Genomic DNA, 2,212 nt, shown 5'->3' with positions numbered 1-2,212 from the left:
GCACCCGTGCCGACCGCACCCACCACCCAGTCACCGGCTGACGTTCAGCCGACTGTCACCGCGATCGTCACCTGACTCCGTCCCCGGAACCGATTCACCCGAACCGGATCACCTGGGCACTCGCCGCACGTGCAGCTCGGAGGCCCGCCTCGTCACGACGAGGCGGGCTTCGCTGTCTCCGCCGACGGCGATCGGGCCCTGCCCGTGCCAGTCCGTCACCAGCCCGTCCACGGCCGCGACCACCCGGAACGACGGCTCGGCAGCGCCAACGGACTGCAGCCAGGCCCGCAGTACCCGCGTGCGAACGGCAACAGCAGTTCCGATCAACGGCTCCAGATCCAGCACGCGACCGTACGCGCAGTCCATAAGCAGTTCGTCCGCCGGAACGTCGAGCGCGTCGGCGTCATCCTGCAGCTGGGTTGCCGTGCGGGCCAGAGCGCCGGCGACGCCCCCGCCCAGCACCTCGTCGAGCAGCGGCAGCACCTCATTGCGGATGCGAACACGGGCGAAGCGCGGGTCGTCGTTGTGCGGGTCGTCCCACACCGGTAGCGACCAGGCCTCGCAGGCGGCTCGGGTCTGCGCGCGTCGAATGCCGAGGAGCGGCCGCCCCCACGGGCGCGACCACGCGCGCATCCCCGCCAGCGACCGCGCTCCGGAGCCGCGCCCGAGACCGAGCAGGACGGTCTCGGCTTGGTCGTCGAGCGTGTGACCCAACAGCACCGGCAGGGAACCGCGGGCGTCGTCGAGCGCGGCGTAGCGGGCGCGGCGTGCGGCAGCCTCCAGGCCGCCCAGTCCGTCCACCGTCACCGCGCGGACCTCCGCCGTGGCGCCCACGTCTCGAGCGACGGCGGCAGCGCGTTCGGCGACGTCGCCGGAACCGTCCTGCAGTCGATGATCCACCACAACGGCGTGCACGGCGAGGCCCGCCCGGACGGCCGCGGCGGTCAACGCGAGCGAGTCCGCGCCGCCCGAGAGAGCTACGCACACGCGGTCGGCGCCCGCGAACCGCGAGGCGAACCCGCGGACCGCACCGATCACCGCGCGCTGTGCGTCGGCATGCCTCGGTTCGGGAGTCAGAGCACCCGCTCGATCCATGCATCGGGGTCGTCGATCTCCGACATCAGCGGCATGGTCTCGGCGGAGGTCCAGATCGTGTTGAAGCGCTCCATGCCCACCTTCTCGACCACGTGATCGACGAAGGCCTTACCGCGCACGTACTGGGCGATCTTGGCGTCCATGCCGATCAGGGCGCGGATGAGCCGCTGCAGCGGGTTCTTCGGCGCCGTCCGACGACGGTCGAACGCCGCGCGAATCGATTCGACGGTCGGCACGTGCGCCGGCCCGACGGCGTCCATGACGTGGTCGGCGTGGCCCTCCAGCAGGGTGCCGAGCGCGAGAACGCGTTCGAAGGCCTCGAACTGCTCGGGCGACTGCAGCAACTGCATCAGCCCGATCACGCCCTTCTCCCGCGGCTTGCCGCTGCGCATGCCCTCGGTGATGCGCCCGACCAACTCGGCGACCGACTCGTCGTCGTCGCCGGTCAGCGCACCGACATTGGACCGCATGTAGTCGGCGAGCCACGGGTTGGCGGAGAACTGGACGCGGTGCGTCACCTCGTGCAGGCACACCCAGAGGCGGAAATCCGACGGGTCGACGCGAAGCTGGCGCTCTACCGCGATGATGTTGGGCGTCACCAGCATCAACACGCCGACTTCGCCGGTCTCCGGGTCGACGCTGAACGGGTCGTACTGGCCGAGGATGGCGCTCGACAGGAATGCGAGCAATCCGCCGGCTTGGACACCGGCCACCTTGCCGGTGAAACCGGTGCCCGGCCGTTCCTCGCCCGGCTGCACCGGGCCGAGCATCGCGGGCATCGACCGGGCAGCGGCGTCGATCCATCCGGAGCGGTCCAGCACCTGCGCTGTCGGAATGGCGAGTCCGTCGGCCAGGCCCGTCACCTCGCGCACCGGGCCCTCCGACCGCACCGCGGCTTCGACGAGTTCCGCATTCGCGCGTTCCCACGTGTAGCGGGTGACGCGGGGTCCGGGGCGAGCGACGCGCTTGCCGACGGTCGCAGCCAGACCCCAGTCGATGTTCTCGACCGGCCCGTAGCCCGCGTCGGTCGGGTCGACTCCTGTCGCGTCCTGCCCAGTCATGTCGGCCTCATTCACGTCGGCGGCGGTTTCCACAGTCTGTCCCTTTCGCAGTCTGG

2 protein-coding genes are annotated in these 2,212 nt (G+C 71.0%); both read right to left on the bottom strand.

The window, feature by feature from the left end:
- Positions 1-108: 108 nt before the first annotated feature.
- The gene (gene tilS / locus GX543_RS15760) at positions 109-1,095 is read right to left on the bottom strand and encodes a tRNA lysidine(34) synthetase TilS (RefSeq protein WP_290853285.1); all 987 of its coding nucleotides are present in this window, start codon (positions 1,093-1,095) and stop codon (positions 109-111) included.
- Positions 1,074-2,156 carry a zinc-dependent metalloprotease gene (locus GX543_RS15755; RefSeq protein ID WP_290853284.1) on the bottom strand — a complete coding sequence of 361 codons (1,083 nt, stop codon included), beginning with the start codon at positions 2,154-2,156 and terminating at the stop codon, positions 1,074-1,076. Before GX543_RS15755 ends, tilS begins: the two co-directional genes overlap by 22 nt.
- Positions 2,157-2,212 lie beyond the last annotated feature (56 nt).

It is taken from the genome of Gordonia sp. (in: high G+C Gram-positive bacteria), assembly GCF_012515855.1.
Classification (GTDB): domain Bacteria; phylum Actinomycetota; class Actinomycetes; order Mycobacteriales; family Mycobacteriaceae; genus Gordonia.
This window is presented reverse-complemented; position numbering and strand designations above follow the sequence as displayed.